The organism is Vibrio sp. FE10 (genome assembly GCF_030297155.1).
Classification (GTDB): Bacteria; Pseudomonadota; Gammaproteobacteria; order Enterobacterales; family Vibrionaceae; genus Vibrio; species Vibrio apostichopi.
In genome coordinates this window covers 298,991-324,143 of record NZ_AP028068.1, presented here as the reverse complement: position 1 = coordinate 324,143, position 25,153 = coordinate 298,991, and the positions used below count along the sequence as shown (strand labels likewise).

Here is a 25,153-nt window from a genome sequence, read left to right as displayed (position 1 = left end):
TCGCTTTATTGGAACGACTTATTGCTTACGCTAGTGGGGGAGTCAGCATAAAACGTTAAGCCATTGCCAATTTCAGTCGCTCAATCGGTTTGTCATTGATAGGCAAATGGATAAGTGCTGCTGCAAATGCCAGTACCACCGTTGACCACCAGATTGGCTCGTAAGATCCGTAGTAATCGTAAATACGACCGCCAACCCAAGCGCCTAAGAAGCTACCTACTTGGTGAGTAAAGAAAACCAAGCCGTACAAAGTCGACAGGTAACGAGCACCAAAGATCTGACGAACTAAACCAGACGTTAACGGAACTGTACCCAACCAACAGAAACCAATCGCTGCACCAAAGATAGCTGCGGTTGATTCCGTTACTGGCAGAGTCACAAACGCACCAATAACCACAGTACGAACTAAGTACAGTGCCGACATTACATGACGCTTGCTGAACTTGTCGCCCATCACACCCCAGAAATAAGACCCGAAGATGTTGAAGATACCCACATAAGCCAGTGCCATTGCTGCGCTGCTCGCGGGTAGGTTCTTGTCGGCTAAGTAACTTGGTAAGTGCGTCGCAATGAACATCACGTGGAAACCACACACGAAGAAGCCTGCATGAATTAACCAATAACTTTTGTTCGCAAATGCTTCAGACAGCGCTTCTTTTAGTGTTTGGTTGTCTTCTACTTGTTTATTGGTTGTCGATTTCGGCGCTCGCATAAACAGGGCAAAAGAGATCATCAAACAACAAAGCACGCCAAATACTTGCATCGCACTTTGCCAATCGAATTCATTCAACATGTATTGCGCGCCCGGAATCACCGCGAACATACCAAACGAACCTGCGGCTGTGGTTAAACCAAATGCCTTAGCCGCATGCTCCGCAGGTACTACTTTTGCTACTGCGCCTAACACAATCACATAGCTTGTTGCACTTAGTCCAAGGCCAACCAGTGCGCCCAATGAAACGTAAAGCATGCTTGATTCGGTAGAAATTGAGGTAAGAAGTAAACCCAAACCGTAAGCACATGCGCCAGCAATAATGATGCGTCTTGCTCCCCATTTGTCAGCAGCCATACCAACAAAAGGTTGGAACATACCGAACAACAGGTTTTGTAGAGCAATAGCGAAGCTGAAAAACTCTCGACCCGTGCCGAAATGATCTGAAATTGGCATCATGAAAATGCCGAATGATTGTCTGATCCCTAGACTGATAATAAGTGTGCCGATCCCAAGCCATACCAGTAAAGGAAAACGGAAAATGCTCATTCTAATACTCTTAAATTAATGGTGGTGATGTGAGTGGTCTTGCGCTGACATGTGCTGGTCAGTCATCTCATGGTGATGTTCGTGCCCTGACTGCTGGTGGCACCCACTGCTTACGGCATGCTGAGCCAGAAGATCAATCAATGGCTGACTGTGATGCACAATAACCAAACTAATGACGAGAAATAGCGTCATTCTGGCCAGTTGGGCAAAAAGAGATTGTGAAAACATAAGGTGTTTACATGCGCTCAATGTTGTAAGAAGTCGCGCATCATAATGACGAGTGAGGTATGTATCAAATGACCATTTGTGATTTAGTCTATGCGTTTTATGCATAGATCTATGCATGGTTTTATGCGTTGCTAGATTTAGGGCGAAACGTGACCAATAATTTGGAAAACTCGAGGTTTGTTGGTTAATAGATAGAAGTAGGTAATTAAGAATGAAAGTCCAAATACAAGATTATAACTGTCTGTTTAAGCGAAGATTTCACAAAACTGTAAAAACTAATATACAAACTAATCACTAAGTAACATTGGCTGTTCACTCGACTTATTTGTCAAACATCGTAAATTTGGGCGTAAATCGTTTCAAACTACTGAAACGCGATGTTAAAAGATTCAGGGAGAGTCATTCACATGGATAAAGATCATAACCTTCGCGAAAACTTATTGGCACTGATCTTAGGTAGCGCATTAGTTTCACTCGGCGTTATCTTTTTCAATCAAGTCGGTTTGCTCACCGGAGGCACGGCTGGTCTAGCAATCTTCATTACCAAAGTGACAGACTTAAGCTTTGGCCAAGTGTTCTTCGCACTTAACTTACCTTTCTATATTTTGTCGGTCGCTCGTATGGGATGGCGCTTTACCATCAATACGTTTATCGCAGTTTCGATTGTTTCGTTCGCCGTGGATCACTTGTATCATGTGATTCAGATTGCTGAAATTCATGCATTGTATGCAGCGTTAATTGGCGGTGGCCTTATTGGTACCGGCATGCTGGTGATCTTCCGTCATAAGATGAGCTTAGGTGGCTTCAACATTCTGGCACTGTTCTTACAAGAACGTTTTGGAATTCGCGCGGGCAAGGTTCAGATGGCATTAGACTGCACGATTGTTGTGCTTTCACTGTTTATTGTTGATGTGTCACTGGTCTTACTGTCTGTGCTTGGTGCGATAGTCACTAACTTGATTCTAGCGATGAACCATAAGCCAGGGCGCTATCAACCGGTCGTCAAAGCGGAAGCAGCGTAGCTAAGTCCGCACAAGTACTAGGTTCGCTCAAACACTAGGTTTGCTCAAGGACTGGGCTAGCTTAAGCAAAGTGATTTACAGATTATGAAAATAACAAAGCCAGCATCAATTGCTGGCTTTGTTCTATTTAAATAACGGATTCGAATTAGCTATTAGCAGCTACTGCAATCGTTGTCTGGCTTGAGTTCGCAGTCAATCACATTGCCTTGTTGGTCAAGTGACAGGTTACAGCACTCTTCAAACAGGTTCTTAAGATCCCCGCGACTTTTCTGAACGCGAGACTTAACCGTTGAGTAGCTGACGTTTTGCGCCTCTGCGATCTCTTTCTGACTTTGACCTTTGATGTCGACAGCAAGCAGCAATGATGAACTTTGTTCTGGTAGCGCCTGAATAAAGGGTTCGATACACAATGAAAGCTTCTGTTTGAACTCAGAGTTGTGGTCTAAATCGGTGAACCATAGATCTTCAGCATCAATTTGGCTGTCACGCTGTTGTCGAGCATGTTTACGATAGAAGTCGATAATGGTGTGATTGGCTAATTGGAATAGCCACGATTTTACGCTGCTCGCATCTTGCACCTTATCTAAGTTTTGATAAGTCTTAATCAAGATCTCTTGCAGTAAGTCGTCGACATCAGCGGTGTTGTTGACCTTGGAATGCAAGAATGACTTTAACGCTTGCTGATACTCAGCCCAAACTTGTTCCAAATTCAAAGATGCCCTATTCAAAGGTGCCTTATTCAAAGGTGCTTTAGTTGCACTGTTCATTCACGCAACACTCGTCTTGTAAGAAATCAATCACGCCTTCTAGGCATTCATACTCTGCTACGCAAAATAGGGTTCTTCCCTCACGTCTTTGGCTGATTAGACCTGCCGACGCTAGGCTTGAAATGTGGTGAGACAAGGTAGAACCAGGAATACCTAGCTCTTCTTGTAGGCCGCCAACTGCAATGCCTTGGTAGCCAGCTTTAACGACACTCTTATAAATAGTTAGGCGAATAGGGTGGCCCAACTCTTTAAGTGCTTTCGCAACGACTTCTAAGTTCATATTAACTCCTCAAGATTTAATTTCGATATTAGTCGAAATGTAACCCAAATACAAATGTAAAAAGCGTGATTCTATAAGTCATTGAAAATCCGTTCTTTTGAAATTCAATTCGATTTTTATCGAAATAAAGCTTGATCTGTTACGAAATATTTCTATAATTCGAGAATATTCGAAATTAAGGGTTGATTACTTTCCTCATAGAGTACGACCTTAAATCCAGTTTGGAGTTAATTATGAGCAATGAAATGTTAACAATGCTGAAAGACGCACTTGATATGTTCGCTTTCTTAGCAGTAGAGCTAATCATCCTTTTCTTGGCGATCAGCTACATTGTTGGGATTCTACAAGAGTTTCTTACACCAGAGAAGATTCAATCTATTCTGAGCTCGCGTAACGGTAAGGGTTATGTGGTTGCAGCGCTATTGGGTGCGATTACGCCTTTCTGTTCATGTTCGACCATTCCTTTCCTTAAAGGATTACTCCGTGCAAGAGCGGGTTTCGGTCCAATGATGGTGTTCCTATTCGGTAGCCCACTATTGAACCCAGTGATCATTGGTTTGTTCGTGATTACGTTCGGCTGGCAAGTGGCGGTGTTCTACTTCTTAGTCGCAATGACGGTATCGGTAGTGGCAGGATACGCACTTGAGAAGCTTGGCTTTGAGCGTTACGTAAAACCTGAAGCGTATGAATCGACAGGTTCTGCTTCAAGCTGTGGCACTAGCTGTGGTGATTCTGCTCCTAAGAAAGCAGCGCCAGCGAAGGCAGAGTCTTCATGTGGTACAAGTGCATGTGGTGAACCTGCACCTGTAATGGCGAAAGAGACATCTTGCTGCGATTCGAAAAAAGAAGAGCCACAAGTTACTGTTTCATGCTGCTCAACGGATGGAAGTGCGACGGCTGAAATCGTAGAGAAGAAAGAGCCTAGCCGTTGGATGAGAATTTGGTTCTCAACTTGGAAAGACTTCAAACAAGTTTTCCCTTACCTAATGATGGGTATCGCGATTGGTTCATTCATCTACGGCTTCATTCCTACAGACCTAATTGCTGAATACGCTGGTGAAGGTATGTGGTATGCGATTCCTGTAGCGGCTGTGATTGGTATTCCACTGTACATTCGTGCTGAAGCGGTAATTCCACTAAGTGCTGCTCTAGTTCAGAAAGGTATGGCGTTAGGTTCGGTAATGGCATTGATCATTGGTAGTGCGGGTGCAAGTTTGACAGAAGTTATCCTGCTTAAATCAATCTTCAAAAACCAAATGATTGCAGCATTCCTATTCGTTATTCTAAGCATGGCGATGGGCGCAGGCTTCCTATACAGCTTTATCTTTGGTTAATCAGTTCTGATTACAAGAACACCATCGATAACAAGACATCGATAATAAAAAAGAGCTCACATAATTGAGCTCTTTTTTTGTTTAGGTTGTTCCGCCCTGAAATGTGTTTAACAAAGCATGATTATCAGACTGCGTTTGGCAGCGCAGCCGAAGTACCGTATGCAGCGAAAGCATTGGTGGCTAACACATCACAGTGATGACGATTAATAGCATCGCCATAATTGTTAGTGATTCCGGGGAACTGAAAGCGATACATTGGAATCCCATAGCGACGCTCTCTCTGCTGACCGATTCTATCTTTGCTTGTCCATAACAGTCGGTTCTTTGCCGTGTAAGTCATGCCGTGCATTTTATTGAAGTATTCTTCATTATTGCGCATTTGCTCGTATAACTCGATAATGCGCTGCCTAGAAAAGTTCAACGTCGAGTTTGCCTTGAGTTGCGTTCCCCAGCCCGTTAATACCTTTTCCATGAAGTCTCGGGTAACAAGTCCAGGGCCAGTAAGTAACCCCGCACCTTTACTCCCGCCGGAGGTATTGGCATTGCCTACCAAAGTACCGTGTCGGCCTGGCATGTAGGTTGTGTAATATTTAGTGGAAGGAGACAAGCGCGGCATTCTCGCTTTGAAAGCCAATGAGCGTTCGTCTTCGGCAAAAACACATACAATCTGTTTGACGTTTTTGCCCAGTAATTTGTAATCCTTGAATGCGTTCATCCCACCGGGAACGGGATCACACGCAAAGATGTTGACTGGAATATGACTTAGCTTGGGATCTTTGAGCATTCGGTTCGCCAGTTCAAAGCAACTGACACCTCCGCGGCTCCAACCTACGATGTTAACTTGGCTAATGGGTTTCGTTTGGCGTTCAATCGCAATGTTTTGTTGGCGAGCGGCAATCCCTTGTTTTAAGTCTGCAGCTAGAGCTTGTGAATCTTTCAACCAATCTTGATATTTCTGGTTGGTTGCAAAAGGCCAAGCTGACTTTTCTGGGCGAGATTCACTAAGCAGTCCTTTGGCTCGTTTCATGTAGTCATTCTTATCTTGTTGGCTTCCGCGCAAGATATTCAGTACATGGCGCATATTGCTGTCGATGCCTTTGCCTAGCAATGTTCCCTTAACTCCAGAATAGGTGTCATCCTTACCTTGCTTCAACCACTCGTTCTGATTACCACTGCCAACCCCATCCACCTGAATGTAGTCAATCATGTCTCTGCCCGTTGCATTCTTCGCTAGCGTCGAAATCAATTCGCCAGAAACATAGTTTTTGTGATTGTTGTCTTCTGAGTTTGAGCCTGTGCCACAGAAGAATACGGTTAATACGCTCATCCTTTGCCTTTAACACGATTAATTAAGATTGGAATCAGTATAGAAGTGATATGAGAAATTTATAAGATTGAATGAGTTAGAGAGAGGCATTGCTCCGAAAGTTGATGTAATGAGTCTGAAAAAAGTCTCGCAATCCAATTTTTGGAGCGCTGTTTATCTATAATTTTAAAACTATCATTAATATATATGTTTCAGTGTTGTTAATGTAATGGTGTCAGTATCTTATATTATTGGTTAATGATTGGACTGTTTTTACATCGATATCTAGTATTTGTATAAGGCCGACCAATCCAATAGCATTCATTAATATTCAGAATGTTACGTTTATTTGACGGTGGAAGTGTCAAAAGTATGGAGTTAATGAATGAGAGATAAATTAAAAATTTACTGTCTTGGGACCCCAATAGTTGATACGGAAGATCGATTTGATATTGCACAAGTAAGTGATATTGAGCAACTACCAGAGTTGTTAGGTGGTGTAGTTTTTCTAAACACAGAAGCCAGTGTACAAGATGATTTATTAAGTCAACTTCACCGTTGCAGAAAGTTTTGGTCTTGGAAGATTTATGTATTTGAAACTAGCGCATTATCAGTTTGTTTATCTGATGGAGTTTTAAATCAAGAGACTATTGAGGACGAACTGACCCAACATAGTAGAACGTTGAACAGTGTTTCCGAATCGACGGATGCTTTAGACCCTTTAATTGGATGGTTAGGGTTGGAGCAAGATCGACGACTAGTCCCTCATCGATCCCTGACTCTGAAATCGATATATTCTTACCCTTTAGTCGACTTATATTATCCAGAGTTAAGTTCTACATATCGTTTTGTTTTGTCAGAAACCAAGCGTGATACGTTTGAATATGATGAGTTGATCAATCGAGTCCGTGTATGTTCTGACTGCGCTAGTGCTCATTTGAATTACATCGAAGTGTGCCCTTCATGTAAAGACATTGATATTACCGAGCGTGTCTCATTACATTGTTTCACCTGTGGTCATGTAGCCGAACAAGGACAATTTAAACGTAACCATAAACTGGAATGCCCTAAATGTTTAACTCAACTTCGTCATATCGGTGTGGATTATGACCGCCCGCTAGAGACTCATTCATGTAACGTTTGTTCTCATTCCTTTTCTGAAGCTGAGACTTTGGCTGTTTGTTTTAGTTGTGATGCCAAGAATGATGTTTCTCAGTTGGTTGTCAGGAAAATCTATTCATTAAAATTAGGTGTGCAGGGCGAGTATATATTCCGTCACGGCGTCAAATTATCTGCTCCAGAGCTGACACTACGCGGCAAAGTAGACAGCGGGTATTTTTCAAACCTCCTTGATTGGGTCAATCGTATCGCTATCCGTCATCAAGAAGATCACCTTCTCCTAGGGCTGCATCTCCCTGATTTAGCTCAATATGTATCCAAGAATGGAGATGCGAAAATGTTTGCTTTGATCGAGCAAATTACTGAGCGCCTTAACGGTTTGTTTCGAGACTCAGATATTTGTTGTCAGTACAAAAGTGATGTTCTTTTCGTATTTATGCCTAAAGCTAAGATGGAACATATCAATGTTCTGCGTGAAAAAATAGAAGCCCTTTGTCTACTTATTGAAGACGACGATTTTACATTGAATGTGTTTGCTTGGAGCCTTCCTGACCCCATAGTTAAAGAGGATGTTGGGGCATGGTTAGAGAGTAAAGTCGGCGAAATTTATGCTGTCGAATAGCCTCAATCTTCAACAATATTTTTGGGGGATGTTACTCGAAAATACAGAGCTATGGCTCATGCTGTTCCCCATGATGGTTATTGTTGAACTGCCACTTTTTTTACTCGTGTTAACAGGGATATTTCGTTGGTCTTATTCTGAGAGTGATATTGAGACAACAGAATACCCGAGCATATCTTTCGTCATTACTTGTTATGGCGAAGGAGATGCGATTGAAATTACGATAGACACACTAGTTGAGCAACTGTATCCCGGAAAGATTGAAGTGTTAGCGGTAGTTGATGGTGCAGCTCAGAATGAAGATACTTATCAAGCTGCGATTCGAGGTGAGCAGAGACATCAATCTGTAAAAAATCGAAATGTTCGAGTTATACCTAAGTGGCAAAGGGGAGGAAGAGTATCAACGTTGAATGCTGGTTTAGATAATGCCACCGGCGATTTTGTTATAAATGTTGATGGCGATACTTCTTTTGATAACGATATGGCACTGCAAATGATGAAGCAATTTACTGACAAGAATGTGATTGCTTCAGGTGGTGCGTTGCGTGTAAGAAATTGGCAGGACAACTTACTTACTCGTATGCAGTCTCTAGAATATATGTTGTCTATGCAAGCAGGAAAAACAGGGCTCTCAAACTGGGGAGTGCTAAATAATATTTCTGGAGCCTTTGGTGCATTTAGAAAAAATGTATTAAAACAAGTTGGAGGTTGGGATACGCATACGGCTGAAGATCTCGATTTAACGATGAGGCTTAAACAATATAAGAAACGCTACCCAAATAATAGATTGGCTTTTGCACCAAGAGCTGTCGGTCATACTGACGTGCCTCATACCTTAAAAGGATTAGTACAGCAAAGGCTTAGATGGGACGGAGATTTATTGTTTCTGTTTTTGAGGAAACACAATGAAGGACTAACCCCCCGTTTACTGGGTTGGGGGAATTTCATCTTCACTCTCGTTTATGGTGTATTGCAAAATGTATTGCTGCCGATTCTAGTTTCAGTGTTCATGTTTTATATATTTTGGGTTCACTCAATTGATTTTGTTGCTGCATTGATGATTCTAATTTATTGCGTGTATTTGTTTACCGTAATTATATTTTTTACTGTTTACATTGGTTTAGTTTCTGAAAGGGAGAAAGAGGATCTAAGAATGGCTAAATGGCTACCCCTCTATCCTTTTTATCAGTTTTTTATGCGCTTGATTACTGCGTTTTCCATGGTTAATGAATTATTTAGAAGAAGTCACGAAGAGTCGAGTATGGCTCCTTGGTGGGTATTGAAAAAAGGCAAAAGGTTTTAGCAATGAAAGTAAAATTTCATCTGGATAAAAAAAACAAACCTCAATCGGATGACGGTGTAAAGGTTGCTTACGGACAAGCAAAAAGAGGGGGCTATCGCTTTCGTTGGTATTTGATCTTGAGCTTGGTAATAAGCCCACTTTTATTCGTGGCTTATTTTTTCTTGAAGACAAATTTTCTCGTGATTGCTCCGGCTATTGTTACGTCTTATCCAGTTACTCTGACTGCTAAGGTTGCAGGCATTGTTGGGCCGATACCCATAGACGACGGCACTCAAGTGGAGCGAGCACAGACTGCAATTCAATTGACGAATTTGGAAATTGAAGCTCAAATTGAGTTTATACATGCGGAGCTGTTAAGGTTAAAAGTCAATTTACCAAGCGATATGGAAGCATTGCACTTAAACGGTATTGCAGAAACGCGTCGGAACCTCAGTAAAGTACAGCAAATTCAAAAACGTTATGAAGAATATCGTAAAAAAGGACAAGTATCGGATGTGGATTATGCCAGTATTGTTGGAATGGGTAACTCGCTGAATAACCAGTTGAATCAACAAAAGCTTGATTATCAAAGCGCTAAATTGGCTGAAGAGGAGCGGGAGTTAGCTGGACCAGTTAGTCAGGCTAAACGTTCATTGATGAAAGATTTAGCCCTTAAGCGTGTAAGAGAGCAGGAGTTATCTGTAAAGTCTCCCTATGCAGGTCGCGTCGTAGACATACATGTTGTCGAAGGGCAGCGTGTTTTTGAAGGCGATGAGCTAGTGACGATAGCAAAAAATACCGTTCCTCATATCGTGGCTTACTTAGACCCTAAATATTTAGAAGACGCGGTAAAGGGAGCAAATGCGTTGGTAAAGTTTCCTAACGGTAGCTCTTTTGAAGCTGAAGTGTCCGATTCGGTAGAAGTTGTGAGCAAATTACCAAGCCAGTTAGTAAGCCCGTTTGAAGGTCAGCCGGCGTATTTGAAAGTTGTATTGGACTTTATTACAGCACCGCCAGAAGAGTATTGGGTTGAAGGGATGACAGTTGAAGCTCGTTTTTAGTGCGGATGTTAACTGAACAAAGGAGTAAATGGAGCGTGATCGCTCCATTTTTATTTCAATAGTTATAAGGTTGAATCAGAAGTCTCTTAAATCAAGCTCATTGTTGATCAACACAACACACTGAGAAGCAAACAGCATGTTTGGACCTAAACTGATTTTCTCTGTCCCTAAGCGCTTCAAGCTGTTGTAGCTTTTCTTCGGCATAGGGATATGGTCAGTCAGAAGGAAACATGGGTTTTCCGCAATCTCTGCATCACGGATAAAGTCGCCTTTCTTATCCATCATGTACAGTTGGTGGTCTTCAGCCAGTTCTTTAACCAACTTTTCAAAGCTCATCGTACGAACAGTGATACCCGGTTCAACCTGACGAGTTTGCTCTTTCGTCATACCCTGAGAAGCATCAACCGCACGCACTACCGCTGATAACAATGCAGACTCATGGAAGCCACCAATGTTGGTGATCTCATTTGAATCGAATGTAATGGTACGTGAAAAGTCTTTAGTACTCTCTAGCACAAGGTGCACGGTGACATTCTCACGGTGAGATTGAGCAACGAAGATCGTGTTCATCAGAGTATGAGCCAGAATCTCGGTATGGGCGTCTTGTCCAACACCTTCTAAGATAAGTTTACTCTCTGTAGGGGCTGCGCGAGCGCGTAATACAAATGAACGCATGGAATGTACCTTGTCAGTATGTGATAAAGCGAAACAGGCTTTATCAGCATGAATTGATGAATAACCAAAATTATGGCGGTATGTAACTCTTTTCTATTAATGAAGTCAAATGGAGTTATGTATAGTACTGATCAGAAGAGCTTTACGTATTAAATAGAGAGTGACCACATTACAAGATGGTAAAGGTTGAAGCGAACCAAGGTTTACATAGATAGTATGCGCAAGTTATTAGGTGACTTACATAAGGAAGTAGTCGATGAAGTTACAGAAGATTAATAAAGAAGAATATAAAAAGAATATGAACCTACTGTTGGTTTCATTGGTTGGGTCACTCGCCTTGTTTGCCATCGTATTCGGTAGCATTCTGATTGAACTTTTTGGTTCAGCTGGATCCGCTAGTGGGGAAGCGACAGGCAATTTCCATTTGAATGTACTCGGGGTGATTTTATCAGTCGCCTTGAATGCGTTTATTGCGAGTCGTGTGAAAGGGCATGATTACTTTAAAGAGGCGCTTTATGTGTGGAACCTTAAACAAGTTCACAATCAAATCTATCGTAAGCTTAAGCGTATTCAACCAAAAGCTGAGCAAGGCGATCGAGAAGCGTTAACTATCCTTTACTTCTATTACACTACGCAAAAACAGGTATACGACCTAGATAACAATACATTGACGATAAAAACGGTTCAGCAATCACTAGATAACATAGTAGAGTTAGGTGAAAAGTGGAGTATCGAACTGGATATAGAGGCGTTCTCGAAAGATCTAGTCGCAAAATTCTAAGTTATATGCTCTTGATTGTATGAGCTTTAACCTGTGAAAGAGGGTTTTGATGTAAAAGTAGCCGCTTAAGCAACTTTTTTGAATTTTTATTAAAATAGGGGTTGCCATGTTTTCGATGATCTCTATAATGCCGCCTCACTGACACGGCAGACGCCACAAGGCTTTAGCGGTAATCAGTAAGACGGAAAGTTCGAAAGAAATTAATTTTAAAAAGTGTTTGACACTTAAGATTAAATCGCTAGAATTCACGTCCGCTTTCAAGGGTTTCTTTGTAAAAAGAAAGTTTCGATAAGCAAAGCTCTTTAACAATTTAAACCTATCAATCTGTGTGGGTACTCGTTGATGAATATCAAAATGTTTTATCTTCCCTTTTTATTAAGAGAAGTAAAACAGATTCCTCGGAATCAACTTTGGTTTCAATGAACTGAGTGACCAATACGAATAACTACTTTCTCTTGTAGAAAGAAGGTATTTGGCACAGTCAATTCATTATCTTTCTGTTGGAAAGATAATAGCTTTAGAATTACTTTTTGTAGTTTTGAAGTCAGTATTCATTGAGCCGACAAAATCTTAAATTGAAGAGTTTGATCATGGCTCAGATTGAACGCTGGCGGCAGGCCTAACACATGCAAGTCGAGCGGAAACGACATTATTGACTCTTCGGAGGATTTAATGGGCGTCGAGCGGCGGACGGGTGAGTAATGCCTAGGAAATTGCCTTGATGTGGGGGATAACCATTGGAAACGATGGCTAATACCGCATAATGCCTACGGGCCAAAGAGGGGGACCTTCGGGCCTCTCGCGTCAAGATATGCCTAGGTGGGATTAGCTAGTTGGTGAGGTAATGGCTCACCAAGGCGACGATCCCTAGCTGGTCTGAGAGGATGATCAGCCACACTGGAACTGAGACACGGTCCAGACTCCTACGGGAGGCAGCAGTGGGGAATATTGCACAATGGGCGAAAGCCTGATGCAGCCATGCCGCGTGTATGAAGAAGGCCTTCGGGTTGTAAAGTACTTTCAGTTGTGAGGAAGGGTGTGTAGTTAATAGCTGCATATCTTGACGTTAGCAACAGAAGAAGCACCGGCTAACTCCGTGCCAGCAGCCGCGGTAATACGGAGGGTGCGAGCGTTAATCGGAATTACTGGGCGTAAAGCGCATGCAGGTGGTTCATTAAGTCAGATGTGAAAGCCCGGGGCTCAACCTCGGAACTGCATTTGAAACTGGTGAACTAGAGTGCTGTAGAGGGGGGTAGAATTTCAGGTGTAGCGGTGAAATGCGTAGAGATCTGAAGGAATACCAGTGGCGAAGGCGGCCCCCTGGACAGACACTGACACTCAGATGCGAAAGCGTGGGGAGCAAACAGGATTAGATACCCTGGTAGTCCACGCCGTAAACGATGTCTACTTGGAGGTTGTGGCCTTGAGCCGTGGCTTTCGGAGCTAACGCGTTAAGTAGACCGCCTGGGGAGTACGGTCGCAAGATTAAAACTCAAATGAATTGACGGGGGCCCGCACAAGCGGTGGAGCATGTGGTTTAATTCGATGCAACGCGAAGAACCTTACCTACTCTTGACATCCAGAGAAGCCAGCGGAGACGCAGGTGTGCCTTCGGGAGCTCTGAGACAGGTGCTGCATGGCTGTCGTCAGCTCGTGTTGTGAAATGTTGGGTTAAGTCCCGCAACGAGCGCAACCCTTATCCTTGTTTGCCAGCGAGTAATGTCGGGAACTCCAGGGAGACTGCCGGTGATAAACCGGAGGAAGGTGGGGACGACGTCAAGTCATCATGGCCCTTACGAGTAGGGCTACACACGTGCTACAATGGCGCATACAGAGGGCAGCAAGCTAGCGATAGTGAGCGAATCCCAAAAAGTGCGTCGTAGTCCGGATTGGAGTCTGCAACTCGACTCCATGAAGTCGGAATCGCTAGTAATCGTGAATCAGAATGTCACGGTGAATACGTTCCCGGGCCTTGTACACACCGCCCGTCACACCATGGGAGTGGGCTGCAAAAGAAGTGGGTAGTTTAACCTTTCGAGGAGGACGCTCACCACTTTGTGGTTCATGACTGGGGTGAAGTCGTAACAAGGTAGCCCTAGGGGAACCTGGGGCTGGATCACCTCCTTATACGAAGATACCACGATGAGTGTCCACACAGATTGATTAGGTTTAGAAAAGCAAAGAGAAGAAGAACTCCCAAGGTTCTTCGAAGTTTGTTTCTACTTTTTAAGTGGAGATGAATTAGCAGTGTCCCGTTCGTCTAGAGGCCTAGGACACCGCCCTTTCACGGCGGTAACAGGGGTTCGACTCCCCTACGGGATACCATTGGGTCGTTAGCTCAGTTGGTAGAGCAGTTGACTTTTAATCAATTGGTCGCAGGTTCGAATCCTGCACGACCCACCATTTCCTCCCAAGGAAATAAAAATTTGGGGCGATTAGCTCAGTTGGGAGAGCACCTGCCTTACAAGCAGGGGGTCACTGGTTCGAGCCCGGTATCGCCCACCATTTCCTCCCAAGGAAATAAAATATGGGGCTATAGCTCAGCTGGGAGAGCGCCTGCCTTGCACGCAGGAGGTCTGCGGTTCGATCCCGCATAGCTCCACCATTCTTTCTCCATGAAGGATGGCTTTTATTTTCACTTTTTAAAAGTGAAGACAAAAGAAACTATCATGGGCGATTAGCTCAGTTGGGAGAGCACCTGCCTTACAAGCAGGGGGTCACTGGTTCGAGCCCGGTATCGCCCACCATCTTTAAACATTCTCTGATGACATAAGTCTGATGAGAGTTTTTAAAAATGGTTTTGAAAGTTTAAAACTTGAAAAACTCTTGCTCTTTAACAATTTGGAAAGCTGACTGATTTGATTACTTATGAGTAATTCAAATCAAATTTAAAAGTTCTCAATGTTTATCTGCTCTTATTTATTAAGAACGGTATAAACACAACAAACACATTCAAGTGTCTTGTATTCGAATGATCAGAAATGATTGTTCATTTTTTGATTCTACTTTTTATTAAAAAGTGGAAACAAAGAGTAAATTGAGTCCGGCAAACAGTCATCAAGAATTAACCCTTCTTGATGACAACCAAAAACCTTGGTTAGTTGCCATACTAGTTTGTTTTCGCTTTTCAAAAGCGAAAGTAAAACAGAGACCCTTTCGGGTTGTATGGTTAAGTGACTAAGCGTACACGGTGGATGCCTTGGCAGTCAGAGGCGATGAAAGACGTAATAACTTGCGATAAGCCCAGATTAGGTAGTAATAACCTTTTGAGTCTGGGATTTCTGAATGGGGAAACCCACGTGCATAAGCACGTATCCTGTTGTGAATACATAGCAACAGGAGGCAAACCGGGGGAACTGAAACATCTAAGTACCCCGAGGAAGAGAAATCAACCGAGATTCCGAAAGTAGCGGCGAGCGAAATTGGATTAGCCCTTAAGCTTTTAATGATGCAGGTGAAGCCTCTGGAAAGTGGCGCAACAAAGGGTGATAGCCCCGTAACCGACACATCATAATCAGTGAAATCGAGTAGGGCGGGACACGTGATATCCTGTCTGAATATGGGGGGACCATCCTCCAAGGCTAAATACTACTGACTGACCGATAGTGAACCAGTACCGTGAGGGAAAGGCGAAAAGAACCCCTGTGAGGGGAGTGAAATAGAACCTGAAACCGTGTACGTACAAGCAGTAGGAGCACCTTCGTGGTGTGACTGCGTACCTTTTGTATAATGGGTCAGCGACTTAATTTTAGTAGCAAGGTTAACCGTTTAGGGGAGCCGTAGGGAAACCGAGTCTTAACTGGGCGTACAGTTGCTAGGATTAGACCCGAAACCAGGTGATCTAGCCATGGGCAGGTTGAAGGTTGAGTAACATCAACTGGAGGACCGAACCGACTAATGTTGAAAAATTAGCGGATGACTTGTGGCTAGGGGTGAAAGGCCAATCAAACCTGGAGATAGCTGGTTCTCCCCGAAAGCTATTTAGGTAGCGCCTCGGACGAATACTACTGGGGGTAGAGCACTGTTAAGGCTAGGGGGTCATCCCGACTTACCAACCCTTTGCAAACTCCGAATACCAGTAAGTACTATCCGGGAGACACACGGCGGGTGCTAACGTCCGTCGTGGAGAGGGAAACAACCCAGACCGCCAGCTAAGGTCCCAAAGTATAGCTAAGTGGGAAACGATGTGGGAAGGCTCAGACAGCCAGGATGTTGGCTTAGAAGCAGCCATCATTTAAAGAAAGCGTAATAGCTCACTGGTCGAGTCGGCCTGCGCGGAAGATGTAACGGGGCTAAGCTATACACCGAAGCTGCGGCTACGTACCTTAGGGTATGTGGGGTAGGGGAGCGTTCTGTAAGCCGTTGAAGGTGGTCTGTAAGGGCTGCTGGAGGTATCAGAAGTGCGAATGCTGACATGAGTAACGATAAAGGGAGTGAAAAACTCCCTCGCCGGAAGACCAAGGGTTCCTGTCCAACGTTAATCGGGGCAGGGTAAGTCGACTCCTAAGGCGAGGCCGAAAGGCGTAGTCGATGGGAAACGGGTTAATATTCCCGTACTTCTTACAATTGCGATGGGGGGACGGAGAAGGCTAGGTGGGCCTGGCGACGGTTGTCCAGGTTCAAGTACGTAGGCGGAAAGTTTAGGTAAATCCGGACTTTCTTTAACGCTGAGATACGATGTCGAGCTACTACGGTAGTGAAGTCATTGATGCCATGCTTCCAGGAAAAGCCTCTAAGCTTCAGATTGTAAGGAATCGTACCCCAAACCGACACAGGTGGTCGGGTAGAGAATACCAAGGCGCTTGAGAGAACTCGGGTGAAGGAACTAGGCAAAATGGTACCGTAACTTCGGGAGAAGGTACGCTCTTATCAGTGAAGTCCCTTGCGGATGGAGCAGACGAGAGTCGCAGATACCAGGTGGCTGCAACTGTTTATTAAAAACACAGCACTGTGCAAAATCGTAAGATGACGTATACGGTGTGACGCCTGCCCGGTGCCGGAAGGTTAATTGATGGGGTTAGACTTCGGTCGAAGCTCTTGATCGAAGCCCCGGTAAACGGCGGCCGTAACTATAACGGTCCTAAGGTAGCGAAATTCCTTGTCGGGTAAGTTCCGACCTGCACGAATGGCGTAATGATGGCCACGCTGTCTCCACCCGAGACTCAGTGAAATTGAAATCGCTGTGAAGATGCAGTGTACCCGCGGCTAGACGGAAAGACCCCGTGAACCTTTACTACAGCTTGGCACTGAACATTGAACCTACATGTGTAGGATAGGTGGGAGACTATGAAACCGCGTCGCTAGATGTGGTGGAGTCGTCCTTGAAATACCACCCTTGTAGTTTTGATGTTCTAACGTTGGTCCCTGAATCGGGATTACGGACAGTGCCTGGTGGGTAGTTTGACTGGGGCGGTCTCCTCCCAAAGAGTAACGGAGGAGCACGAAGGTGGGCTAAACACGGTTGGACATCGTGTGGTTAGTGCAATGGCATAAGCCCGCTTGACTGCGAGAATGACAATTCGAGCAGGTGCGAAAGCAGGTCATAGTGATCCGGTGGTTCTGAATGGAAGGGCCATCGCTCAACGGATAAAAGGTACTCCGGGGATAACAGGCTGATACCGCCCAAGAGTTCATATCGACGGCGGTGTTTGGCACCTCGATGTCGGCTCATCACATCCTGGGGCTGAAGTCGGTCCCAAGGGTATGGCTGTTCGCCATTTAAAGTGGTACGCGAGCTGGGTTTAGAACGTCGTGAGACAGTTCGGTCCCTATCTGCCGTGGGCGTTGGAAAATTGAAAGGGGCTGCTCCTAGTACGAGAGGACCGGAGTGGACGAACCTCTGGTGTTCGGGTTGTCATGCCAATGGCATTGCCCGGTAGCTAAGTTCGGAATCGATAACCGCTGAAAGCATCTAAGCGGGAAGCGAGCCTTGAGATGAGTTTTCCCTGACACTATAAGTGTCCTAAAGGGTTGTCGTAGACTACGACGTTGATAGGCAGGGTGTGTAAGTGCTGCGAGGCATTGAGCTAACCTGTACTAATTGCCCGTGAGGCTTAACCATACAACACCCAAGGGGTTTTGTGGACTCAGAGATACCAGACCTTGAATGAGTTTGAAGAGAAATAACTTTTAGATTTAGCTTTCCAGATTATTTTGCCTTCAGTTTTTAAAAAACTGAAAGTAAACGCAAAATTTGCTTGGCGACCATAGCATTGTGGACCCACCTGATTCCATGCCGAACTCAGAAGTGAAACACAATAGCGCCGATGGTAGTGTGGGGTTTCCCCATGTGAGAGTAGGACATCGCCAGGCTTTATTTACGTTTTCAGTTTTAAAAAACTGAAAGCAAAACTAAAGCAGCACACAAGTAAGACTGATTTTAGTAACAATTTGTTGGAGGGATGGCTGAGTGGTCGAAAGCACCGGTCTTGAAAACCGGCAACCGTTAATAGCGGTTCTAGGGTTCAAATCCCTATCCCTCCACCATCATTGAAAAGCCCGCTGAGAAATCAGCGGGCTTTTTTTCGTCTTGAATTTGGTAAAAGAAAGCCCAAATGCATTAGATTCCGCTATTGGGCTTGTAGAGTTAAGGCATTAAAAAAGCAGAGCGTTTATGCTCTGCTTTGGTGTTTAGCTAAATATTTTTGGAACTTGTGCGGTTTTGGTTTATTTAGCTACATTACCTGCCACGTTTAGAGCATCCCATGTGCGGGAGAATGGTGGCGCGTAGCAGAAGTCCATGTAACCTAACTGTTTAGTGGTCATTTTCGCGGTGATAGCGACAGCGAGCGCGTTAATACGGCCAACCGCTCCTTTCTTACCTACGATCTCACCACCTAGAAGAACCTTAGTTTCTGGGTGATAAACCAGTTTTACCTTGATGTCTTCTTGGCCTGGATAGTAATCGGTTTGGTTTTTATCTGAAATGGTCGATACTTTCACATCTAAGCTGTGTTCTTTCGCTAGAAGTTCATTTATGCCGGTACACGCCAGTTCGTAATCGAGTACTTTCAAGCAAGACGAACCTAAGAAGCTTGACATATAGGTATCTTTACCTGCTAGCTTGTCGGCCATCATACGCGCTTGTTTGTTGGCTGTGGTTGCTAAAGGAACATAAACAGGTTTACCTAATGCTATATGATGGACAACGGCACAGTCACCGACCGCGTGGATATAAGCGTCTTCAGTAGCTCCATATTCATTTACTAATAACGCACCGTTTGCAGCTTTTGGCAGTTCGAATGCTTCGGTATTTGGTTTGAAACCGAGTGACAGGATCACGACATCGGATTCTACGTCTCCGTTATCAGTTTCAACGATGTAACCACCTTGCTCTGCATTGCGAATCGCTGACACACTGCAACCTGTTTTTAGCTCTGCGCCTGATTCACGAATCGCCCCTTCAACTACATCAATGATCTCTGGGCTGAACTGACGGCTCATGATGTGCTGTTCACGTTCAATAATCGTTACGTGTTTGTCTAAGCCGTGTGCTGCGTCGAATACTTCTAGCCCGATAAAGCCTGCCCCGATGACACACACGCGTTGTTTGCTATCATTTTTAAGCGCTTCTTTGACTGCTAAGCCGTCTTCCATGCTTGTTAGCGTGTATACGTGTTCTGGATTGAATTCGCCGAATGATGGAACGATTGGTCGCGCACCTGTCGCAATGACCAACATATCGTAAGCGATGACGCTTTCTTCATTTTGGTGACGCACTATAATTTGTTTTTCAGTGCGGTCGAACGACACCATTTCTGTTTCTACACGTACATCCAAGCCAGATTTGATGGCTTGTTCTGGCGTGCGAGAGATCATTCGTTCTGTGTCATCAAACATGCCGCCTGCAAAGTAGGGTAAACCACAGGCTCCAAAAGAGATGTAACTGCGTTTATCTAAAACGATGACTTCGTCTGATGGTTGATTACGTTTGTATTTTGCTGCGAAACTCATACCAGCGGCGCTACCGCCTATAACAACAACTTTCATATTTACTACCTAAATAACCTGAACTCAGGAAAAACAGAAGAGCACTCACGTGGAGTGCTCTTAATTAAGTTTGAGGATTATACTACTGCTTCTTTTGATACAGTCGCTGTAACGTCAGCGTCGTATTGTTCTGTGTTTAGCGAACCGTTTTTCTTAGCCGTTAGTACACCAGACAACATTGAGCCTGAGATGTTTAGTGCGGTACGTGCCATATCAATCAGTGCTTCAATAGACACTAGAATCGCAACCACTGTGATATCTAGGCCCATGATGGTTAGTACAGCTACTGCTGCGAATGTTGCACCGCCACCAACACCTGCGATACCGAATGAAGCAATCGCTATAACAGCAATTAACTGTAGGATGAAGCTTAAATCAACAGGCATACCCATTACTTGTGCTGCCATAATAGCGAGCATTGCTGGGTAGATACCTGCACAGCCGTTTTGACCGATACTGGTACCGAATGTCGCTGACATGTTTGCTGTTTCTTCGTCTACACCTAGACGTTGAGTTTGTGTTTCAACGTTTAGTGGGATAGCGGCCATGCTTGAGCGAGAACCGAAGCCGAATACCAATACTGGCCAGATTTTCTTCATGAACTTAGCAGGAGACAGGCCGAACATAGACACCATCACGAAGTGGATGCCGAACATCACGCCAATTGCTACGTAGCTTGCTAGAAGGAAGCGACCCATTTCAGCTAGTGCGAAAAGGTCATTCGTCATCATGAACGTGGTCATCAGAGCGAATACACCGTAAGGCGTTAGCTTCAGGATTTCACGTACCATTGAAAGCACCACTTCTTTTGCAGAGTTGATGAAATCAACGAAGTTTTGCACTTTCTCAGGCTTACGATTCTTCACTTGAAGGATACAGTAACCAAGGAACATACCGAACAGTACCGTTGATAGTGTAGAAGTACGTTGAGAGCCCGTTAGCATGTCGAAGATGTTGGTTGGAATGATAGACAGAGCCATACCAGACAGACCACTGCTCGCCATTGCATCTTGTGTCGCTACCAGTGAATCACCGCGAGCTTCAATCGCACTGTTTGTGCCAATTGTGCTTACTAGTGCGTTCGCATCGATACCAAATAGGTAAATACTTGCGATACCAACGGCTGCTGAGATTGCACAAGTGAAAAGTAGAATACCGATTATTTTTGGTGCGATACGAGATAACGCGCCGCCGCCTTCAACGTTCATGATCGAAGAGATCATCGCCACGAATACGAGCGGGATAACAATCATTTGTAGAAGTTTGATGTAGCCTTTACCGAACACTGAAATCAGTTCAGCAAACCCAGAGGTTGCAACGTTACCGACACCGAAAACAAGTTGAATAGCGCCACCGAACAGTAAGCCAGCAGCAAGCGCACTCAGTACGCGGAAGTTAAAACTTTTCTTTTGCTTTTTGAAGTTCGACAGCAGTGCGTAGAACCCAAAGAACAGTATGCTTAATCCAATAAATGAAACGCTCATGAGAATCTCCTATGATACCCATTAATACCTAAGTCGGTTATTTTTTGTATGCGATGGCTTCAACTTCAACCAGTGCGTCTTTTGGTAGTCGTGCTGCTTCAACACAAGAGCGAGCAGGTGCGTTCTCTGTACCAAACACCTCTGTATACACTTCGTTAAAGGCTACGAAGTTCTCCATGTCTGATAGGAAGCAGGTTGTCTTAAGCACTGTGTCCAGTCCCGCATTGCTCGCTTCTAATACAGCTTTTAAGTTTTCTAGAGACTGACGAGCCTGCTCTTTAATACTGCCCTCAACAAACTGCATGGTTTCTGGAACGAGAGGTAATTGACCTGATGTATAAACCATGTCGCCGTAAGACGTACCTTGTGAGTAAGGGCCGATAGCTGCAGGTGCTTGTTCAGTGGCAATGATCTGTTTCACGATGTAACTCCTAAATTATTGGTTTTATTCTGATTTAAATTCACGGATAAACTTGTAAACCGCCTGTCGGCTGATCCCAAGTTGCTCTGATACTTGTGTCGTCGTCTCTTTTAGCTCAAACACTCCGTTATCAAATAAGCAACGGATGATGGCTTTATTGCGACCTTTGGAAGAAATCGACTCGTCTTGATCAACCTCTTTAATGGCTGAACTCAATGCTTGTTGAATCACGTCGTTTGCATTGTTGCTGAATGTCTCGCTGACAATGGTTTGCGGTACATTGCACTGCGGCATGAGTGTCTTGACGATTTCTGGGAATGGGAAAGATAAGTTCATGTTGATGCACAACATGCCGATGGGCTTTTGTTGTGGGCCTGCCAGCACGCAGGTGGTCGATTTCAGTAGGGAGCCGTCTGCTGCATTGGTGAAATAACTCTTTGGAGAAACTTCGCCAGTTTTCTCGAATGTACTCCACATACGTAAACCTAAATCGGTGATAGGTGAGCCGATTTCACGACCTGTATGATGACCATTAACGATCTTCACGACAGAGTTTTCTAAGCTCTCAAAGGAATGGATGACCACTTCACAATAGGGACCGATTAAATCAGCAATCGTCTCTGCTAATCGGAAGTAGTTGCGTAAACATTCTCTGTCTTCATCGGTGAATCGAACTTGTTTTACATTCATGGTTTCGGTTTACATTTTTGAACTCAATGACTGAAAACTACTCCTTTGGTGGTATTTAGGCAAGATGCAGTAAACTTCTGTAAACCGACAAAAAGCGTTCAAAACATCAACGAAAATGAAATTTTAGATCTAAATCACGAGTGAAATTTGAACAAGATCACCAAAGATAGCCAAAATAGGTTTAATTTCTTAAACCCTATCAAAGTTTACATATTTAAAACCAAAGGTTGCGTTTTTGAATACTTTAATGATCTGGAACAAGTTCCATATCCTTGGGAAACGAGCTTCGCTGACTCTTCATCTTAACGCCTTAAAATTGTCACGTTGTTTAGCTAAGTTGGCGAAGCAAGATTGCTTTTACTATAGCTGTATTTAAATTATTCGAATTTTCTAGAAGTGTGGATTTATGAACAAAGCGGTTTGGGGTTTAGCCCTCGGCCAGACATTGCTCTGGTGTTGTCTCTATTACGTTTTTCCGGCGATGCTTCTGCATTGGGAGCAAGTGCACGATTGGAGTCGTTCTGAATTCATGTTGGGGCTAACCTTGGCAGTGGGCGTGTCTGCTATTGCGGCTTTGCCTGCTGGACGCTTGATTGACAAAGGTTATGGCGCATTGATGATGACGGTTTCGGCGGTTATTGGTGGCGTGCTGCTGTTTATGATCAGCTTAGTTGACCAACTCGCTTGGTTTTATGTGCTCTGGGGATTGATGGGAATCGCAATGGCGGGTTGCCTTTATGAACCTTGCTTCGCCTTTTTGATTCGAAACTTGAGGACTAAAGCCAAACGCGCGATCACTATGATCACCTTAGTGGCAGGCTTTGCGAGTACTATCAGCTTTCCAACAGTTCACTATTTGGCTCAGCATTACGGCCCGGTGGTTACATTGCAGGTTTTTGCCGTAGTTGTTTTGTTCGTCGCCGCTCCGTTACTGTTTATCAATACTAAATCGCTTGCTCGGCTTCATGTGTCTTCTAACAGTGAGGCTGACTCAAAACTGCCTAGCAAAGTATCTGGATCTTCAACTACTTATTTAAGCTCTGCCTCTTACCTGTCTAATCCAATGTTCTGGCTACTTGCTTTTGGCTTCTCGATGCTCGCATTAAATCATGGTGTGGTGTTAAACCATCTGTTGCCATTGTTGGATGAGCGTAATGTCCCTGATGACTTAGCGATATTGGTGATCTCTTTGATAGGGCCTATGCAGGTGGCTGGGCGCGTGATGTGGTTGTTGGTTGATAAACACTGGTCGATCATGCGAATCACTGTCGCGTGCTTTCTGAGCATCTGTTGTGCGACCTTGTGTTTGATTCTGTCTGAGAATGTTCTGTATCTAGTGTTCGGTTTTGTACTCTTACAAGGTTCCGCTTATGGTGTGATGAGCATTGTGAAACCACTGACGACTCGTGAGGTGATGGGGGAAGTTAACTTTGGTTCTTTGGCGGGCGCAATGGCGGTGCCTTATCTATTGGCGTTCGCTCTGTCACCTTATTTTGGCGCGGTTATTTGGCAGTTCGGCGGCTATCAGTGGGTGCTGTGGAGTATCTTTGGCAGTGCTGTTGTTGGCTTTATCTCGATAGTCACTGTATCAAGACTTCATCTAGCTCGCTCTCAATCGTGTTTATCGTAGACATAGATTGTGCTGAGGCAGTATTCACATCGCTTTGAAATTAAACACTTAACCACTTTGAGCACTCCTTTACGGGGTGCTTTTTTGTATGTGAATTTAGCAGCTATTGGAGGTGTGTATCTATTGAGCAGAGAATACTGAGGAGTTGCCATTTTACTTGAGCTTTTTATTGTCAAATTACTGTGAATTACGTCCGTATATAAGTTGATTTTCCCCATCAAATCTCTCCTGAATTTGGTATTTAAAACAGCAGGTTAAGCTTGTCTAGACAAGTAAGCTGACCGCTTGAAATATTTCATTTCTGCAAATAAACCGACACGTAACTTTAATAATCAGACGTCAAAGTGGCCTTAAATCAAACAGGGACATTGACGATGAATAACATCATTGAAGTTAAGAAGGTCAACAAAACATTCGGTTCGAACAAGGCACTGAATGGCATCAATTTGACGATTACTAGCCGCAAGATGACGGCGCTACTAGGCCCATCGGGTTCTGGTAAATCTACGCTGCTTCGCCATTTAAGTGGCCTGATCATTGGAGATAAAAGTGCGGAATCTCAAATCAACGTGCTTGGTCAAACGGTGCAAGCGAATGGTAAGGCAGACAGCAATGTCCGCAACATCCGTTCGCAAGCGGGTTACATCTTTCAACAATTCAACCTCGTTAACCGCTTATCCGTGATGACCAATGTACTGATTGGCGCACTGAGCTCTACTCCGAAGTGGCGCACTCTGACAGGCATTTTTACGGTTGAGCAACAGCAAGAAGCGCTTGAAGCACTGCGTCGAGTTGGCATGGAAGATTTCGCAGGTCAGCGTGTTGGCAACCTCTCTGGCGGTCAGCAACAACGTGTCGCTATTGCACGCGCACTGATGCAGAAAGCGAAAATCATTTTTGCCGATGAGCCTATCGCTTCGCTTGATCCTGAATCAGCACGCATCGTGATGGAGTTGCTTACGGACATCAATGAGAAGGAAGGTATTCCTGTCATCGTCACGCTTCACCAAGTCGACCACGCCCTTAAGTATTGCGAAAACATCATCGCGCTGAAAGACGGCCAAGTGTTCTACGAAGGAAAGAGCGCGGAACTGACTAAGCCTCAGCTTGAAGACCTATACCGTTCTAAAAAATCGATAAACACGCCACATATTCAACCTAACGACGTGCTCGCTGCGTCTTTTTAAATATCAGGGAAATC

Annotated in this window: 18 protein-coding genes, 6 tRNA genes and 3 rRNA genes; 18 read left to right on the top strand and 9 right to left on the bottom strand. The window is 44.3% G+C overall.

Features of this window, described 5'->3' with window-relative positions:
• Positions 1–55: 55 nt before the first annotated feature.
• Entirely contained in the window at positions 56–1,261 is a 1,206-nt protein-coding gene (locus tag QUF19_RS18590; protein WP_286301980.1) for an MFS transporter, read from the bottom strand.
• Between the two features lie 29 nt (positions 1,262–1,290).
• On the opposite strand from QUF19_RS18590, the gene QUF19_RS26455 reads away from it, so the two are divergent.
• Together QUF19_RS26455 and QUF19_RS18580 are read left to right on the top strand one after the other, a co-directional pair.
• Entirely contained in the window at positions 1,291–1,425 is a 135-nt protein-coding gene (locus tag QUF19_RS26455; RefSeq protein WP_353505931.1) for a hypothetical protein, read from the top strand.
• 471 nt (positions 1,426–1,896) lie between these two features.
• The gene (locus QUF19_RS18580; protein WP_004733038.1) at positions 1,897–2,511 is read left to right on the top strand and encodes a DUF6198 family protein; all 615 of its coding nucleotides are present in this window, start codon (positions 1,897–1,899) and stop codon (positions 2,509–2,511) included.
• Between the two features lie 152 nt (positions 2,512–2,663).
• Here the strand turns inward: QUF19_RS18580 and sigZ are convergent, their stop codons facing one another.
• Entirely contained in the window at positions 2,664–3,278 is a 615-nt protein-coding gene (sigZ, locus tag QUF19_RS18575) for an RNA polymerase sigma factor SigZ (protein ID WP_286301975.1), read from the bottom strand.
• On the bottom strand, positions 3,262–3,558 hold the full coding sequence (locus QUF19_RS18570; RefSeq protein WP_004733042.1) for an ArsR/SmtB family transcription factor: 297 nt from the start codon (positions 3,556–3,558) through the stop codon (positions 3,262–3,264). Before QUF19_RS18570 ends, sigZ begins: the two co-directional genes overlap by 17 nt.
• Positions 3,559–3,791: 233 nt before the next feature.
• Between QUF19_RS18570 and QUF19_RS18565 the strand changes: the two genes are divergently transcribed.
• Positions 3,792–4,892: a permease gene (locus QUF19_RS18565; RefSeq protein ID WP_139683476.1), complete on the top strand. Its 1,101-nt coding sequence runs from the start codon at positions 3,792–3,794 to the stop codon at positions 4,890–4,892.
• Positions 4,893–5,016: 124 nt separating this feature from the next.
• Here the strand turns inward: QUF19_RS18565 and QUF19_RS18560 are convergent, their stop codons facing one another.
• Entirely contained in the window at positions 5,017–6,219 is a 1,203-nt protein-coding gene (locus tag QUF19_RS18560) for a hypothetical protein (protein ID WP_286301942.1), read from the bottom strand.
• 364 nt (positions 6,220–6,583) lie between these two features.
• Between QUF19_RS18560 and QUF19_RS18555 the strand changes: the two genes are divergently transcribed.
• From QUF19_RS18555 to QUF19_RS18545, 3 genes are read left to right on the top strand one after another with little or no spacing between them, the layout of a single operon-like run.
• Complete coding sequence (locus QUF19_RS18555; protein WP_286301940.1) at positions 6,584–7,939, top strand: TackOD1 domain-containing metal-binding protein; 1,356 nt, start codon at positions 6,584–6,586, stop codon at positions 7,937–7,939.
• Positions 7,926–9,242, top strand: coding sequence for a glycosyltransferase family 2 protein (locus tag QUF19_RS18550; RefSeq protein WP_286301937.1), 1,317 nt, complete (start codon positions 7,926–7,928; stop codon positions 9,240–9,242). Before QUF19_RS18555 ends, QUF19_RS18550 begins: the two co-directional genes overlap by 14 nt.
• Positions 9,209–10,282: an HlyD family secretion protein gene (locus QUF19_RS18545; protein ID WP_286301934.1), complete on the top strand. Its 1,074-nt coding sequence runs from the start codon at positions 9,209–9,211 to the stop codon at positions 10,280–10,282. The genes QUF19_RS18550 and QUF19_RS18545 overlap by 34 nt, the downstream gene beginning before the upstream one ends.
• 75 nt (positions 10,283–10,357) lie before the next feature.
• Here the strand turns inward: QUF19_RS18545 and trmY are convergent, their stop codons facing one another.
• The gene (trmY, locus tag QUF19_RS18540; RefSeq protein WP_017083166.1) at positions 10,358–10,957 is read right to left on the bottom strand and encodes a tRNA (pseudouridine(54)-N(1))-methyltransferase TrmY; all 600 of its coding nucleotides are present in this window, start codon (positions 10,955–10,957) and stop codon (positions 10,358–10,360) included.
• A gap of 256 nt (positions 10,958–11,213) precedes the next feature.
• Between trmY and QUF19_RS18535 the strand changes: the two genes are divergently transcribed.
• From QUF19_RS18535 to QUF19_RS18490, 10 genes are all read left to right on the top strand, one after another.
• Positions 11,214–11,738: a DUF3087 family protein gene (locus QUF19_RS18535; protein ID WP_286301927.1), complete on the top strand. Its 525-nt coding sequence runs from the start codon at positions 11,214–11,216 to the stop codon at positions 11,736–11,738.
• A gap of 572 nt (positions 11,739–12,310) precedes the next feature.
• Positions 12,311–13,865 (top strand): 16S ribosomal RNA (locus QUF19_RS18530).
• Positions 13,866–13,987: 122 nt separating this feature from the next.
• Positions 13,988–14,063, top strand: a tRNA-Glu gene (locus tag QUF19_RS18525).
• 2 nt (positions 14,064–14,065) lie between these two features.
• Positions 14,066–14,141: transfer RNA gene (locus QUF19_RS18520), tRNA-Lys, on the top strand.
• 26 nt (positions 14,142–14,167) lie between these two features.
• Positions 14,168–14,243: transfer RNA gene (locus tag QUF19_RS18515), tRNA-Val, on the top strand.
• 24 nt (positions 14,244–14,267) lie between these two features.
• A tRNA-Ala gene (locus QUF19_RS18510) sits at positions 14,268–14,343 on the top strand.
• A gap of 66 nt (positions 14,344–14,409) precedes the next feature.
• A tRNA-Val gene (locus QUF19_RS18505) sits at positions 14,410–14,485 on the top strand.
• Positions 14,486–14,905: 420 nt separating this feature from the next.
• A 23S ribosomal RNA gene (locus tag QUF19_RS18500) occupies positions 14,906–17,799 on the top strand.
• 135 nt (positions 17,800–17,934) lie between these two features.
• Positions 17,935–18,050, top strand: a 5S ribosomal RNA gene (gene rrf / locus QUF19_RS18495).
• The 16S, 23S and 5S rRNA genes sit together here with 6 tRNA genes alongside, the layout of an rRNA operon.
• A gap of 83 nt (positions 18,051–18,133) precedes the next feature.
• Positions 18,134–18,224: transfer RNA gene (locus tag QUF19_RS18490), tRNA-Ser, on the top strand.
• 180 nt (positions 18,225–18,404) lie between these two features.
• Here QUF19_RS18490 and QUF19_RS18485 read toward each other — a convergent pair.
• The 4 genes from QUF19_RS18485 to QUF19_RS18470 form a co-directional block, all read right to left on the bottom strand.
• Positions 18,405–19,727 carry a CoA-disulfide reductase gene (locus QUF19_RS18485; protein WP_286301925.1) on the bottom strand — a complete coding sequence of 441 codons (1,323 nt, stop codon included), beginning with the start codon at positions 19,725–19,727 and terminating at the stop codon, positions 18,405–18,407.
• A gap of 77 nt (positions 19,728–19,804) precedes the next feature.
• Positions 19,805–21,211 (bottom strand): cation:dicarboxylate symporter family transporter, encoded by a 1,407-nt coding sequence (locus QUF19_RS18480; protein WP_286301923.1) that lies wholly within the window; start codon positions 21,209–21,211, stop codon positions 19,805–19,807.
• A gap of 37 nt (positions 21,212–21,248) precedes the next feature.
• Entirely contained in the window at positions 21,249–21,632 is a 384-nt protein-coding gene (locus tag QUF19_RS18475; protein ID WP_286301920.1) for a RidA family protein, read from the bottom strand.
• Between the two features lie 24 nt (positions 21,633–21,656).
• Positions 21,657–22,322 (bottom strand): helix-turn-helix transcriptional regulator, encoded by a 666-nt coding sequence (locus tag QUF19_RS18470; RefSeq protein WP_286301918.1) that lies wholly within the window; start codon positions 22,320–22,322, stop codon positions 21,657–21,659.
• 406 nt (positions 22,323–22,728) lie between these two features.
• On the opposite strand from QUF19_RS18470, the gene QUF19_RS18465 reads away from it, so the two are divergent.
• Together QUF19_RS18465 and phnC are read left to right on the top strand one after the other, a co-directional pair.
• Positions 22,729–23,952: an MFS transporter gene (locus QUF19_RS18465; RefSeq protein ID WP_286301916.1), complete on the top strand. Its 1,224-nt coding sequence runs from the start codon at positions 22,729–22,731 to the stop codon at positions 23,950–23,952.
• A gap of 374 nt (positions 23,953–24,326) precedes the next feature.
• Positions 24,327–25,139, top strand: a complete 813-nt coding sequence (gene phnC, locus QUF19_RS18460) for a phosphonate ABC transporter ATP-binding protein (protein ID WP_102434083.1) — start codon at positions 24,327–24,329, stop codon at positions 25,137–25,139.
• The last annotated feature ends 14 nt before the right edge of the window (positions 25,140–25,153 follow it).